The organism is Phycicoccus sp., from assembly GCF_035325325.1.
GTDB lineage: Bacteria > Actinomycetota > Actinomycetes > Actinomycetales > Dermatophilaceae > Phycicoccus.
In genome coordinates, this window is record NZ_DAOLAC010000027.1 from 18,724 (window position 1) to 32,382 (window position 13,659).

General features: G+C 72.9%; 12 protein-coding genes. 4 read left to right on the plus strand and 8 right to left on the minus strand.

Going from position 1 to position 13,659, the window contains the following annotated elements; translation table 11 throughout:
• Positions 1 to 47 precede the first annotated feature (47 nt).
• Positions 48 to 953 (plus strand): alpha/beta fold hydrolase, encoded by a 906-nt coding sequence (locus PKA89_RS14660; protein ID WP_324420723.1) that lies wholly within the window; start codon positions 48 to 50, stop codon positions 951 to 953.
• A 58-nt stretch (positions 954 to 1,011) separates the two neighbouring features.
• Here PKA89_RS14660 and rocD read toward each other — a convergent pair whose 3' ends face one another.
• The 4 genes from rocD to PKA89_RS14680 form a co-directional block, all read right to left on the minus strand.
• Entirely contained in the window at positions 1,012 to 2,229 is a 1,218-nt protein-coding gene (gene rocD, locus PKA89_RS14665; RefSeq protein WP_324420725.1) for an ornithine--oxo-acid transaminase, read from the minus strand.
• An 84-nt stretch (positions 2,230 to 2,313) separates the two neighbouring features.
• Complete coding sequence (locus PKA89_RS14670; RefSeq protein WP_324420727.1) at positions 2,314 to 2,697, minus strand: hypothetical protein; 384 nt, start codon at positions 2,695 to 2,697, stop codon at positions 2,314 to 2,316.
• A gap of 103 nt (positions 2,698 to 2,800) precedes the next feature.
• A complete protein-coding gene (locus PKA89_RS14675; RefSeq protein WP_324420729.1) occupies positions 2,801 to 3,958 on the minus strand; it encodes a patatin-like phospholipase family protein in 1,158 nt (385 codons plus the stop codon).
• A 66-nt stretch (positions 3,959 to 4,024) separates the two neighbouring features.
• Positions 4,025 to 4,753, minus strand: a complete 729-nt coding sequence (locus PKA89_RS14680; RefSeq protein ID WP_324420730.1) for a SprT-like domain-containing protein — start codon at positions 4,751 to 4,753, stop codon at positions 4,025 to 4,027.
• Between the two features lie 286 nt (positions 4,754 to 5,039).
• Between PKA89_RS14680 and PKA89_RS14685 the strand changes: the two genes are divergently transcribed.
• The gene (locus PKA89_RS14685; RefSeq protein ID WP_324420732.1) at positions 5,040 to 6,608 is read left to right on the plus strand and encodes an OFA family MFS transporter; all 1,569 of its coding nucleotides are present in this window, start codon (positions 5,040 to 5,042) and stop codon (positions 6,606 to 6,608) included.
• A 45-nt stretch (positions 6,609 to 6,653) separates the two neighbouring features.
• Here the strand turns inward: PKA89_RS14685 and PKA89_RS14690 are convergent, their stop codons facing one another.
• From PKA89_RS14690 to PKA89_RS14700, 3 genes are all read right to left on the minus strand, one after another.
• Positions 6,654 to 7,160: a hypothetical protein gene (locus tag PKA89_RS14690; RefSeq protein ID WP_324420734.1), complete on the minus strand. Its 507-nt coding sequence runs from the start codon at positions 7,158 to 7,160 to the stop codon at positions 6,654 to 6,656.
• Between the two features lie 1,166 nt (positions 7,161 to 8,326).
• Positions 8,327 to 8,677 (minus strand): hypothetical protein, encoded by a 351-nt coding sequence (locus tag PKA89_RS14695; protein ID WP_324420736.1) that lies wholly within the window; start codon positions 8,675 to 8,677, stop codon positions 8,327 to 8,329.
• Positions 8,677 to 9,750, minus strand: coding sequence for a hypothetical protein (locus tag PKA89_RS14700; protein ID WP_324420738.1), 1,074 nt, complete (start codon positions 9,748 to 9,750; stop codon positions 8,677 to 8,679). Before PKA89_RS14700 ends, PKA89_RS14695 begins: the two co-directional genes overlap by 1 nt.
• 249 nt (positions 9,751 to 9,999) lie before the next feature.
• Between PKA89_RS14700 and PKA89_RS14705 the strand changes: the two genes are divergently transcribed.
• Positions 10,000 to 11,706, plus strand: coding sequence for a SulP family inorganic anion transporter (locus PKA89_RS14705; RefSeq protein WP_324420740.1), 1,707 nt, complete (start codon positions 10,000 to 10,002; stop codon positions 11,704 to 11,706).
• A gap of 32 nt (positions 11,707 to 11,738) precedes the next feature.
• On the opposite strand, the gene PKA89_RS14710 is transcribed toward PKA89_RS14705, so the two are convergent.
• Positions 11,739 to 12,848: a nuclease-related domain-containing protein gene (locus PKA89_RS14710; RefSeq protein WP_324420742.1), complete on the minus strand. Its 1,110-nt coding sequence runs from the start codon at positions 12,846 to 12,848 to the stop codon at positions 11,739 to 11,741.
• Positions 12,849 to 13,019: 171 nt separating this feature from the next.
• Between PKA89_RS14710 and PKA89_RS14715 the strand changes: the two genes are divergently transcribed.
• Positions 13,020 to 13,607, plus strand: a complete 588-nt coding sequence (locus tag PKA89_RS14715; protein WP_324420743.1) for a hypothetical protein — start codon at positions 13,020 to 13,022, stop codon at positions 13,605 to 13,607.
• Positions 13,608 to 13,659: the final 52 nt, after the last annotated feature.

Genomic DNA, 13,659 nt, shown 5'->3' on the forward strand with positions numbered 1-13,659 from the left:
CGGTGGGCGCTCCCCGGCGGGGCGTGGACGGGTGCGACACTGCGGTCATGGCTACGGCGCAGCTCGGTGACGTGGAGATCGCCTACGAGGTCGACGGCCCGGACGACGGCATCCCGATGCTGCTCGTCATGGGCCTCGGCACCCAGCTCGTCGGCTGGCCGACCGACTTCGTCGCCTCGCTCGTCGAGCGCGGCTTCCGGGTGGTCCGGCACGACAACCGCGACATCGGGCTCTCCAGCTTCACCGACGGCCCCGCGCCGGCCCGCGCGGCGGTCGTCCGCAGCTTCCTGCGCCCCGGCTCCGGCGGCGCCGACTACCTCCTGTCGGACATGGCCGAGGACGCCCGCGCACTCCTCGACCACCTCGGCATCGCCGCCGCGCACGTCGTCGGCGCCTCGATGGGCGGGATGATCGCCCAGCAGCTGACCATCGACCACCCCGAGCGCGTCCTCAGCCTCACCTCGATCATGTCGAACACCGGCAGCCGGCGGCACGGGCGCGTGCATCCGACGCTGCTGCCGACGATGGCGCTGTCGCTGACCCAGCCGCGACCCTCCGACGAGGACGAGGCGGTGCGGCTCGGGGTCGAGGGGTGGCGACGCATCTCGGGCCCGCTCTTCGACGAGGACGAGATGACGGCGATGGTCCGGACCGCGGTGCGCCGCAGCGTCAGCCCGATCGGCACCGTGCGCCAGCTGCTCGCCATCCTCGAGAGCCCGGACCGCACGGCGCGGCTGCGCGAGGTGCGCGTCCCGACCCTCGTCGTGCACGGCCTCGCGGACCGCCTCGTCGGGCCGAGCGGAGGCATCGCCACCGCCCGCGCCGTGCCGGGGTCGCGGCTGCTCATGTTCCCGGACATGGGGCACGACCTGCCGCGCTCGCGCCGCGAGGAGATCGTCGACGCCATCGCGCAGAACGCCGCGCGGGCGGCCGAGGTGCCGGCGCAGGGCTGAGGCGCAGTCCGGACCGATGCCGGTCTGCGGTCGGCTCGGCGGCCCGGCGGGCTGGGGGTCAGGCGAGGACGTCCGTGACGGCGTCGACGAGCATCCGCACCTCGTCGTCGGTGACGACGAGTGGCGGGGCGAGCCGGATGGTGGAGCCGTGCGTGTCCTTGGCGAGGATGCCGCGCTCGAGCAGGCGCTCGCACAGCTCGCGGCCGCTCGGCCCGCCGGGCGAGACGTCGAGCCCCGCCCAGAGCCCGCGGATCCGCACGGCGTCGAGCCCGTGGCCGACGAGAGGGCGCAGCCCGTCCGCGAGCAGCGCTCCGGATCGAGTTGCCCATGACTGGAACTCGCCCTCCTCGAGCATCTGGACCACTTCGTGGCCGATGGCCGCTGCCAGCGGGTTGCCACCGAAGGTCGATCCGTGCGAGCCGGGGGTGATGACGTCGAGGACGGCGTGGTCGGCAGCGATGGCGGAGACCGGGTAGAGGCCGCCGCCGAGGGCCTTGCCGAGGACGTAGACGTCGGGCTGGACGTCCTCGTGCTCGCAGGCGAAGGTGCGCCCCGTGCGGCCCAGCCCGGACTGGACCTCGTCGGCGACCATGAGGGCACCGGCCTCGTCGCAGACGGCGCGGACGTCGCGCAGGTAGCCGTCGGGCGGGATGAGGACGCCGCCCTCCCCCTGGATCGGCTCGAGGAGGACGGCCACCGTCGTGTCGTCGACGGCGGCCCGCAGCGCGTCGGCGTCGCCGTAGCGCACGGTGCGGAACCCCGGTGTGTAGGGGCCGTACTCGTCCCGCGCGACCTTGTCGTCCGAGAAGCTGACGATGGTCGTCGTGCGGCCGTGGAAGTTGCCCTCCATGACGACGATGCTCGCGGAGTCCTCCGGCACACCCTTGACCCGGTAGCCCCACTTGCGCGAGACCTTGATGGCGGTCTCGACGGCCTCCGCGCCCGTGTTCATCGGGAGGACCATCTCGTGGCCGGTGAGCCGGGCCAGGGCCTCGGCGAACGGGCCGAGCTGGTCGTTGAGGAAGGCGCGGCTCGTGAGCGTGAGCCGGTCGAGCTGGGCGTGGGCCCGGGCCAGCAGCCGCGGGTGGCCGTGGCCGAAGTTGAGGGCCGAGTAGCCGGCGAGGCAGTCGAGGTAGCGACGGCCCTCGACGTCGGTGACCCAAGCGCCCTCCCCGTGGCTCAGCACGACGGGCAGCGGGTGGTAGTTGTGCGCGGCGTAGTGCTCGGTCAGGGCGATGTGGGCGCGGGTGTCGAGCACGGGCTCCTCGGACGTCATCGTCGAACCTCCTTCGCCGGTGACACTACCGAGCGCCGGGCCCGCGCCCGGGGAGGTGCGTCGGGTCCGCTCGCCCGCGCCCGGTCAGGGCGCCGACGGCGCGAGGACGAGGTAGGCCTGGGCGGCGAGCGCGATGACGACGGCGACGAGCTTGCCGGTCGGCAGCGTCGAGCCGAAGTGCATCCGGTCGACGAGGAGGATCCCGACCTGGAGCATGACGATCCAGCCCATCGTCACGACCGCCAGCTCGGCGTAGCGCAGGGACGAGGCGTAGACCCAGAAGAGGACGACGAAGGAGGCGAGGCCGCCACCGAGCGCGACGAGGCTGCCGTCCTCGGCCCAGTGCTTGGCGGCGACGGCACCGAGCAGGTCGAGCCCGGCGAGCACCGCCATCGCCGCGAGGGCGACGACCGGCAGTGGCCAGGACTCGGGGACGTGCAGCAGGGGCAGTGAGCGCAGCGCGGACACGGCGACCTCCGGGGCGGGAGCGGACGACCGGTGTGACCGTCACCCGGGAAGGAGGAGCGGGCTCGTCCCGCTGATACGTGCGGGTGAGCGCTCGGAGCGGCGCTCAGCCGTCCCAGACCTCACTGATCCGCGGCGCGATCCGACGCCCGTGGGTGCGCGCGGCCTCGAAGGTCGCGGCGCCGCGGGTCATGTCGAGGGGGTTGGCACCCATCGCCCAGAGGTCCTTGGCGTCCGGGACGACGAGCGCCGTGCGGCTCTCCGGGCGCAGCGCGCGCAGCTGCATCCGGGGCAGGTCGCGCAGGTGCGGGCCCACGGGGTACGGGGAGAGCACGAGGACGCGCCGGTGGCCGCGGGCCAGGTCGGCGTTGGCGATGGTGCGCAGGCCGCCGTCGACGTAGCGCCGCCCGGCGACCTCGACGGCCGGGAAGACCCCCGGCACGGCGCAGCTCGCGGCGACGGCGCGGTCGAGGGGCACTCCCCCGCTGCCGTCGAACACGACCGAGGTGCCGGTCTCGGCGTCGACCGCGGTGACGAGCAGCCGCCCGGCCGGCCAGTCCTTGCCGACGAGTCCCAGGCCCACCGTCTCCAGCCACTCCTCCTCGCTCGGGGTCATCGCCTCGAGGGCGGCCCGGGAGACGACGGCGCGGCCACCCCGCCGGTCGTTCGCCAGCTGCGAGCGCACGTAGCGACCGGCGTCGGAGGCTCCGAGGCGGCCGTAGCTCGACAGCGGCGCGCCCTCCCGGATGCGGGTGAACGCGTTGCCCTCGTCGGTGCCGAGCCGCAGGTGGGCGGCGACGATCGACCCGGCCGAGGTGCCGACCATCGTGTCGGCGGTGCGCACGTCGACGCCCTCGTCGCGCAGGCCGAGGATGATGCCGGCCTCCCAGGCGATGCCCGTGGCGCCGCCGCCGGCCAGGACGAGGGCTCGTTCGAGGCCCTCGTGCGGTGCCTGCCAGTCGGCGAACACGGCGCTCGTCGGGTCGGCGACGCGGGTGCTGCCCTCGAGCGCGTGGTCGGCGCTGAGGTCGGCGTCGGACTGGTCCCCGAGACCGGCGTCCACCTCGGGGCCGAGGTCGCCCTGGTCGTCGAGGCCGGCGTCCACCTCGGGGCCGAGGTCGCCCTGGTCGTCGAGGCCGACGTCCACCATGCGGTCGAGGTCGCGCTGGTCGTCGAGGCCGACGTCCACCACGGGGCCCAAGTCGCGCTGGTCGTCGGCGGAGGCGTCGGTGGGGGCCGCTTCGTCCGGATGCTGCTCGGTCACGACCGCCATTGTCGGCTCTCTTCCCGGGCGGGTCACGCGCGGGTGCCGTGGACGTCCTCATCGCCGTCAGGCGACCCGCCCGGCCTCCGCGGGCCGGATGGCCTCGAGCGGCAGGCTGACCAGCTCGTCGCCGACACGGACCTGGCACCGGACGGCGCCGACGAGCTCTACCTCGCCCGTCATCCCCTGCCACGGACCGGCCGCGATGTCGACGAGCTCACCGAGCCCGGGCGGCCGCACCGTGGCTCGAACCGACATCGACCCCGGTACCGACCCCGACCCCGACCCCGACCCCGACGACCGTAGCACGGCGAGCTCGGCGAGGTACGCGGGCGGCAGTGACGCCCGGCGGCCGCGGAAGGTCCACGAGAACAGGTGCTGCGGGTCGAAGGTGCGCGAGCAGCGGCCGCACGACATGACCCGCGTCGGCGCCCGGTGCCGGCTGCGCTCGTGGCCCGCGGGGCACCGGCCGACCCAGTCGCCCGGGACCCGGGGTGCGTCCGCGGGGACGCAGCGCTCGCCCGAGCACCCGATGCGGACGGCCGTCTCCCGCCAGACCGCGTCGTGCCCGTGCTCGGGGCCGACGAGGGCGTGTGCGATCTCGTGGAGCAGGGTGTCGCGGACCTCGGACTCGGAGTGCAGCGTCGTCAGCGGGCCGCTGATGCCGATCTGGCGGCGCGCGAAACGGCAGACGCCGGCTCGCGTCTTGGCGCTGTCGGCAACGACGGTCCATCCGTCGAGACCGTGCTCGCGCACCAGCCGACGTCCCATCGCCAGGGCCTGCTGGACCTCCATCGCCACCTCCTGCTGCTCATCTCGTCACGACGAGCCTAGGCAGGGCCACCGACAGCTGGACGGCACCACACCGCGCCGGACGTGCCGTCTGTGGACGACCGCGCTGCCGGTCGCCGCCTGTGGACGACGGGACATCCACCCGCCCGACCAGCCGTGACACCCACCGGATTCCTCGGTCGCGCGGACCCCGCGCGCTCGTCGGCGTGCCTACTCTCTGACCCGGTGCGCCCGGCGACGGGCGCACCCGAGGCGCAACGGGGCGCCGGGACGTTGCGAAGGGGACAGCATGGCCACCACCACCGACGAACGCGGCGCGCCCTCCGGCGGGTTGCTCTCGCTCCTCGACCGGCACCACACCGTCGCGCCGCACAATTACAACCGGTGGCTCATCCCGCCGGCGGCGCTCGCCATCCACCTGTGCATCGGGCAGGTGTACGCGACGAGCGTCTACAAGGCCTCGATGGTCGCGCACTTCGACAGCTCGCTCACCGCGGTGGGCATCGTGTTCTCCATCGCCATCGTCATGCTCGGTCTGGCGGCAGCGGTGCTCGGCACGTGGGTCGACCGCGTCGGGCCGCGCAAGGCGATGTTCGCGGCCGCGTGCGCCTGGGCCCTGGGGTTCTTCGTCGGCGCCGTCGGGATGGCCACCTCGCAGCTGTGGCTGGTCTACCTCGGCTACGGCGTCATCGGCGGCATCGGCCTGGGCATCGGCTACATCTCGCCGGTCTCGACGCTCATCAAGTGGTTCCCGGACCGTCCCGGCCTCGCGACCGGCATGGCGATCATGGGCTTCGGCGGCGGGGCGATGGTCGCCTCACCCCTCTCCCGGCAGCTCCTGAGGTTCTACGATCCGGACTACGACCCGTCCGTCGCCAGCTCGCTCGCCACTGGGCACGCGCTGACGATGCTCTTCGTCAGCCTCGGTGTCATCTACTTCCTCATCATGATGATCGGCGTCACCAACGTGCGCGTGCCGGCGCCGGGCTGGAAGCCGGCCGGCTTCGACCCGTCGACGGTCTCGCAGAAGGCGCTCGTCACCGACCGCAGCGTGTCCGCGGCCAACGCCATCCGGACGCCGCAGTTCTGGCTGCTGTGGGTCGTCCTCTTCTGCAACGTCACCGCCGGCATCGGCATCCTCGAGCAGGCCGCCCCGATGATCCAGGACTTCTTCCGCGGGTCGGACGGCAAGTCCTCGGTGGCGGTCGCGGCGGCCGGCGGGTTCGTCGGACTGCTGTCGCTCTTCAACATGGCGGGGCGGTTCGTGTGGTCGTCGACGTCGGACCGGATCGGTCGCAAGCCGATCTACATGGTCTACCTCGGCGTCGGCATCGTGCTCTATCTGCTTCTCGCACTGGCCGGTTCGACGTCGACGGCGATCTTCGTGCTCGTCGCGGCGATCATCATCAGCTTCTACGGCGGTGGGTTCGCGACGGTGCCGGCCTACCTGCGCGACCTCTTCGGCACCTTCCAGGTCGGGGCGATCCACGGACGGCTGCTCACGGCGTGGTCGGCCGCGGGCGTCGCCGGGCCGCTCATCATCAACGGCTTCCTCGATGCCGCGGGCACGCCGGGCAAGCTGACGGCCGCGGACTACCGACCGGCGCTGTTCACGATGGTCGGGGTGCTGGTCGTCGGGTTCGTGGCCAACCTGCTCGTCAAGCCGGTCGCGTCGCGCTTCCACGAGCCCGAGGGACGGGCCACCGAGGCGGCGCGCGACTTCGCCGACGGTGAGGCCGAGGGGTCGGTGGCACGCGGTGGCTCGCTGCGGGTCTACCTGTCGTGGGGCGTGGTGCTGCTGCTGCTCGCCTACGGCGTGTGGCAGACGCTCGTCACGGCGGCCAAGCTGTTCGCCTGAGGCTCACGGTGCCCGGGGGCGGGGTCGGGTTGTCCGGCCCCGCCCTCAGCCGGTGTAGAGGCGCGACTTGGCCTCGCGGACGGTCAGGATGACCGGCGTCCCCTGGAGGTCGACCTCTCCGGGGATGTCGATCCAGCCGCTGCCGCCGACGCGGAACTGGCCGGTGTAGACGATGTCGACGCGCACCTGGTGGGAGCCGGGACGGGTGTAGGTCTGGACGACGGTGCCGTTCGGGTACGGGCCGCCGAGGTCCTGCGTCGGGCCGATGGTCCGCTCCCCGAGGTGGTAGGTGACGGACTTGAGGCGTGGTCGGACCTCGATGTGGTGGCCGAGCAGCCGGGCCGGGTCCGGCGTGTCGACCTCGTCGGGGCCGAAGCCCGCCTCCGGGAACTGCACCTGGAAGTAGGTGGGCAGGTTGACGAGCGTGACATCGCCCTCGGGTTGGATGTTCACGGTGGGCACCGTGAAGTCGGTGTCGTGGAAGACGTGCTGGATCATCGCCATGGTCAGGGCGTTGCTGTTGCCCGGGACCCGTTCCGGGTAGCAGGTCAACGCGACCTGCTGCCACTCTCCCGAAGCACCTGCCACAGGGGTCCCATCTCTCTCGACCTCCCTGCGCCACACGTTGAGCGCTGGACCGTCGCCGCCGCCAGAGGCGATGCGGCAGAGGCCCCAGGACGCCGGACAAAGATCATCGGAACCCAACTCACCGGGACGGGCAGATCCGCATGCGGAAACCGCGGCGAAATCATAGAAGGGTCCAGTGGCGGCAGCTTCTCTGAAGTAGCTCTTCGACAGGTCCGCCATTTCGCTTGCGGACAATGTATGGACGACTGTGCCCTCGTCAGACAAGTTGCCAAAAATTCCGTCGCCACCGTCTGCGTACGCTGACGGCGCACTACATATCAGCAACGCGACAAGCGCGACTCTCCACATCCAGCCGCGACGATTCATCCCTTTTCGATCCCCTGCAACTTCCATGCCCCTGCCTCCCAACGCAGAGCCGCGTTCGCCTCCGCCGTGAGCCTCGAGTCCGTGTCGACAACGACACCGGCACTGTCGACTACCTTCGCCCCGTGCTGAACGAACACCAGATGTAGGTACTGACCGCCCGCCGGCGCTCCGCCAAAGGAGCTGGCCGTCTTCACGGAAACGGGTCTCGTCGAGTAACGCTGGCGCGCCTTCGCCAACTCTGCCGCTGTCGCCTCGGACCTCCTGCAAAACTCGCAATCGGGCGTGCTCAAGGAACTGAGCAGTCGCGGTTGCGGTTTCATGTAAGCGACGTTGATCTGGTCGAAGTAGAAGCGAAGAAACGCTTCAGCCCCGGCGGGAGTGTGCGCCCGGGCGGCGGCGGGGATGTCGGGACCGGTGGAGCTGGGCGTCGGCGACGGACTCGAGCTGGCCGACGGCGAGGCGCTCGTCGACGAGGCTGTGGGCGTCGGGGACACGACGGGGTCGTCGCCGCCGGAGTCGCACCCGGCGAGAGCGACCGCGCCGAGCATCCCCATGACGGCCGTCCACCGCACGCCCCGCGCCGCCCGCGTCACCCGCACCGCCCGTGCCATGCCTCCCTCTCCGGGCGCCCCCTCGGCAACCCCGCAGAATCACCGTAGCCACAACCCGCCGAACCGCCACCCGAGTTGTCCACAGGTCCGGCCACGGCGCACCACGAGAACCACGAGAACCACCAGGGGCCACCCGCCCCGCGCGTGAGCGGGCTACGGCGCCGACGGGCTGACCGAGGGCGAGGCACTCGGTGTGGGCCCCGGCGTGGACACGACCGTCCGCGCCGGGGCCGTGTCCTGGGCGTGTGCGCCGAAGCCCCCTCCCACCCCGACGTAGAAGCCCAGGAGCCCGGTGGCCACGGCGAGGACGATCCCGTGGCCGGTGAGGAGTCGCGGCTTGGTCCCGTAGAGCCCCTCGGGCCCGGGCACCGCGACCCCGTAGTCGTTGCGCCAGAACTGCCAGCCCCGGGGCGCGGCGGGCCATCCCGGCTCCGGCTTCCATCCGGGGTCGGGCAGCCACCCCTCCGGCATCGGCGGCCAGGTGGGGGGCGCGACGAACCGCATCAGGCGGACGCGCGGTGCGTGCTGCAGCGGCGCTCGAGGCGCTGCGCGAGGCCCGGGACGACGTCCAGGGGCAGCGGCTCCATCGCGGACTCGGCGCCGGCCACGCCGAGGCGCACCCGACGACCGATCCGCCCGAGCAGCGACACCGCGTCGAGGCCGAAGTCGGCCCGCTGCAGGTCGTCGCGGGCGATGTCGGCGACGGCCAGCAGCGACACGTCGTCGAACGGCCCGGTGCAGGTCGAGCGCAGGACGTGCACGGTCACCGAGTCGGCGCCCGGCGACGCGGCGAGGGCGCGGCGGGCCGTGGCCACGACGAGACCGGCGACGTGCTGGCGGTAGAGCTCGGCGCGGTGCGAGGCGGAGGCGCGGCGGATCGTCAGCGACCGGTCGGCGGCCATCCGGACCTGCTCGGCGGGCAGGACGTGCTCGCCCGGCGCGAGGACCGCGACCTCGATGGCCGCTCCCCGCGTCCCGAGGGCCGTGGCCCGCGAACCGGCGTCGGCGGCGAAGACGCCGTTGACGTACTCGGTGACCGTCTGGGGGTCGTTGGCGCACAGGTTGTTCCACCAGGCGTCGATGCGGGCCTCCTCGGCCTGCACCCGCTCCTCGGCGGCACGACGGGCGACGTCGATGTCGGTGTGCGCAGCACGCTGCGCAGCCTTCGCGGCGCGACGGCGGTTCGGCAGGTCGAACCACGGCACCCCACGCAGCGCCGCCTCGATGTGGCGGGCGCGGATGGTCGTCTCGTCGACCCACTCGGGGCGCGGGGCCTGCGGGCGGCGGGCGGGCGCGAACCACGCCCGGTGGACGGAGGTGAGGGCGTCCTCGGCATCGAGGATCGACTCGGCGAGGGCGGCCTGGGTCGCCGTCGCGGTGGTGGACGCGAGACGCGCCACCGGGCGCTCGACGGGCGCGGCGTACTCGGTCACTCCGCCGAGGACCGAACCCAGGGGGTCGCCCGGGGTCGGCACGGCGCTCGTCGACGCGGACGTCCTGGGCGCGAACGTCGCCCGGAACGCCGGGCTCGGAACGCGGACGCTCGCACCGTACGCGGTGTCGACTGTGGTGCTCACCTGACTCCTCCGACTCTCCCTGCTGCTGCTCGAAAATTACTGACGCAGAAGAGGGTTGACGGGCGACTTGACCAACCCTTTACCAAGGTCGGCAGGACCCTTTACCGACACCGTTGTCAGGCTCCACCGAACGGTCGAGGACGGCTGACCGGACACCCGATGGACGGCTCGGCCGGGGTCGTGAACCCGTTCGGACGACGGGATCCGAACCTGCTCTTGACCGAGTCCTGACAGGAGCAGACTGGGGCCGTGCGCGTCCCGCCCTCGGTGGTCCCGGAGAACCTCCGGACGCTGCGGCACTACCAACGCCGCCATCTCTCCGGCGACGTCCTCGCCGGCCTGCTCGTCGCCGCCCTCGCGGTGCCGCAGTCGCTCGGGTACGCGGCGGTCGCCGGGGTGCCGGTCCAGGTCGGCCTCTACACGCTCCCGCCGGCGCTGCTCGCCTACGCCTTCTTCGGGTCCTCCCGCGTCCTCTTCGTCGGGCCGGTGTCGACGGTGTCCGTGCTCTCGGGGTCCATCGTCCGGGTGCTCTCCGGCGGCGACCCCGCCCTCGCGGTCGGGCTGACCTCCGCCCTGGCCGTCGTCGCCGGCGTCGTCCTCGTGGCAGCCGGCCTGATGCGGCTCGGCTGGGTGGCCCAGTTCCTCAGCGAGCCGATCGTCACCGGGTTCGTCGCGGGGCTCGTCGTCCTCATCGTCGTCGGCGAGGTTCCGGCGCTGGCCGGGCTGCCGTCACCGACCGGCTCCCTCCCCGAACGCCTCCTCATCCTCCTGCGGAGCATCGTCGACTTCGATGCGCTCACCCTGTCGGTCGGCGCCGGCGCCCTGGTCGTCCTCTTCGCCGGGCAGCGGCTCGCCCCGCGAGTGCCGTGGTCGCTGCTCGTCCTCGTCGGCGGGGTGCTCCTCGCCGCGCAGGCCGACCTCGCCGGGCGCGGGGTCAGCGTCGTCGGGGTCGTGCCGAGCGGGCTGCCCGTCCCGGCGCTGCCGACCGTCGACCTGCACGTCATCGGCGGCGTCGTCACCGGAGGGCTGGCGATCGCGGCGGTCGGCATCGCCGAGGGGCTGGCCGCCGTCCGGCTCTTCTCGGCCGAGGAGGTCGACGTGCGCACCGACGACCGCGAGCTCGTCGCCCACGGCGCCGCCGACCTGGCCTCCGGACTCTTCGGCGGGATGGGGGTCGGCGGCTCGCTGTCGAAGACGGCCGCGAACGCCCGGGCCGGGGCCTGGACCCAGGTCAGTGGCATCACCGCCGCCGTCGTCACGCTCGCCTTCCTCGTCGCGGCGACGGGGCTGCTCGCCGACCTGCCGCGCACCGTGCTCTCGGCGATCGTCGTCCACGCCGTGTGGGGGCTCGTGCGGCCATCCGCGTTCCGCCGCTACTCCCGGCTGCGGCGCAACGACTTCGTCGCCGCGGTCGTCGCGCTCGTGGGGGTCCTTGCGTTCGGGCCGCTCAACGGGCTCCTCGTCGCGGTCGCGCAGTCCATCCTCGGCCTCGTCTACCGCTCGGTGCAGGTGCGCGTCGACGAGATGGGCCGGGTCGACACCGAGAAGGCGGCGTGGGGCTCGCTCACCTCGGACCCCACCCGCCGCACCTACGCAGGGGTCATCGTGATCCGCCCCGATGGACCGCTGTTCTGGGCCAACGCCTCCACGGTGCTCGCCGAGGTCGAGCGGATGACCCTCGCGCGGCTCGCCCGGGACGGTGGGACGACCCTCGTCCTCGACCTCGAGGCCACCAACCAGATGGACTCCACGACCTGCGACCGGCTCGGCCACCTCGTCCGGATGCTCCGCCGCCGCGGCGTCGACGTCCACCTCGTCCGCGTGCTCGCCGCCGTGCGGCGGGTGCTCCGGCGGGCCGGCGTGCTCGACGAGCTCGGGCCACAGCACCTGTGGCACTCCATCGCCGCTGGGGTCAAGGCAGCGCGTGACGGCGGCAACGAGGGTGAGGCCGCCTGAGGGCACGGGCAACCGTGGTGCGACCGGGACGGTCAGCGACGGGTCGGCGTCGCCGACGGATGCGTCGCCGACGGGTGCGTCGCCGACGGGTGCGTCGCCGACGGGTGCGTCGCCGAGGGGTGCGGGGCCGGGGAGGTGCCGGGCTCGTCGCTCGGGTCGACCACCGCGCTGCCATTGATCCAGCCGGTCGCCGACTCGCCCCAGGACGCCAGGGCGCCGGTCGAGATCCCGAGGGACACGGAGGCGAGGAGCACCAGCGCGGCACCACGCCGTCGTAGCCGTCGGTTGCGTCGACGCCGGTCCGCGGCCCGTCGTGCGTCCCCCATCTGGCGGCGCGTCACCGACGGTGCCGGGGCGACGGGAGGGGCCGGCGGGCCCGTGGGTGCCGACGGTCGGCCGGCGGGACGGGTCGGCACGGCCACGCGTCGGCGGTGGGGGGTCGTCCGGGTGCGCTGGCGCAGGTCGCGACCGATCGCGGCGAGCAGCAGCTCGTCGGTCGTCGTCGACGGGAACTCGGTGGTGACGAGGGTCTTGGCCCACTCGAGCTCCAGCGTGCTCGTCGTGGGGGCGCGAGCAGTGATCCACCCGGCCAGCGACGGCAGGGGGACGACCCAGATGCCGCGCACGGTCTGCGGTGGGCCGAACCGGTGCGCCCGTGTGCCGGCCAGACAGAGCACCGGCGTGACCGGCAGCCCCAGCCGACCGGCCATCGTGCGGCTCATCCCGTGGACCGCGGCCAGCTCACGGTGCCTCGCGGTGTGCGTCCAGGACCCGTCCGGTTGCCGGCGGTGCTGGATGAGGGCGCCCTGGTACTCGGTCACGTTGCCGGCCCAGTTCTTGGCGTCCACGAGCAGCACCCCGGAGGGGCCGACGACCACGTGGTCGAGGTTGGACTCCGAGAGGCCGGGCAGGAGCAGCCGGTCGTGGAGGACGAGGTGGTCCGGCGGCAGGGTCTCCAGGGCGGCAGCCACCCGCCGTTCCCCGGCGGCACCCGCCGCCCACGCTCCCGCCGCGGCGTCCCCGCTTGCGGCCAGCCGCTGCGCCATGCGCTCGGCGCTCCCGCCCGACTCCCCCAACGTGCTGCCTCCGTCCGCTGTCGGCGGCGCCCCCACGCTCGCGACCGCGAGGCTAACCGCCCCCATCGTGCGTCGTCCGGCGAACGGCGTAGGTCATCCCCCGTCCGGTCAACGTGACGCAGCAGACACCGTCCGAGATTGTTCAACTACTACACGTAGTAGTAGTTTCTGAGTTGCAAGACCACCCGACAAAAACCCGGGTCGACAGGATCGGCCCACCGGAAGGACGCGAAGACCATGCGTAAGGCATTCGACAAGCTCATCTCCTGGACCGGACTCATCGTGGCGCTGGTCCTCCTCGTGGCCGGGGCGCTCCTCACCTGGGCCTCGTCGTTCGCCACCTCCAACGTGCACGACCAGCTCGCGGCGCAGCAGATCACGATGCCCGCGGCGGCCGCGCTCACCACGCCCGAGATGAAGGCCCAGCTCACCCAGTACGCCGGGCAGGAGCTGACCACCGGTGCGCAGGCCAAGGCCTACGCCGACTACTACATCCAGGCTCACATGGACGAGCAGGCCAACGGCAAGACGTACTCGCAGGTCTCCGGTGAGTACATGGCCGCCCTCAAGGCCGACCCGACCGCGAAGGCCACCCAGGACCTCGGCCAGCTGCGTCAGACCCTCTTCATGGGCACGACGCTGCGGGGCATGCTCCTCAACGCCTACGCCTTCGCCACCCTCGGCACCATCGCGATGTACGCCGCCGTCGCCGCCTTCATCGGCTCCGCGGTGATGTTCGTCCTCGGCGCCCTCGGCCTGGTGCACGCCCGCCGGGTCAGCCTGGTCGAGGCTCCGGCGATCGAGAAGATCCCGGCGACCGCCTGACGCCGCTACACCCCCTCGCGCGACGTCAGCGCCCGAAGGCCCCGGTCCTCAC